At 43.2% G+C, this 257-nt stretch carries 1 protein-coding gene; it reads left to right on the top strand.

What is annotated here, in order from left to right; all coding sequences use genetic code 11:
* Window positions 1-257: hypothetical protein (locus J0695_RS46665; RefSeq protein WP_206970267.1), on the top strand; the 257-nt coding region annotated here is incomplete at both ends.

Below are 257 nucleotides of genomic sequence, written 5' to 3' on the forward strand. Positions count from 1 at the left end.
TCTCCGGATACCGCAGTATTTAAAAAGCATCTGAAAGAAACAAAATCAATGATTATCAGCTGGCATAAAGACTCTATCATTCAAGCGTACGGCGAAGAGGTCGAGCCGTTTATATGGGATATCGTCATCATTTTCCACGGGCTGATGAGGGAATTCCTGTTTTTAGTCGGCACTGGAAAAGCGCAGCCTGACGTTAAAACGATTCCGCCATTCATTATGTCAGTTCTGGACCTCTTCATAGAGAAAAAGCTGAACGA

It is taken from the genome of Streptomyces beijiangensis (assembly GCF_017315755.1).
Lineage (GTDB): Bacteria > Actinomycetota > Actinomycetes > Streptomycetales > Streptomycetaceae > Streptomyces > Streptomyces beijiangensis.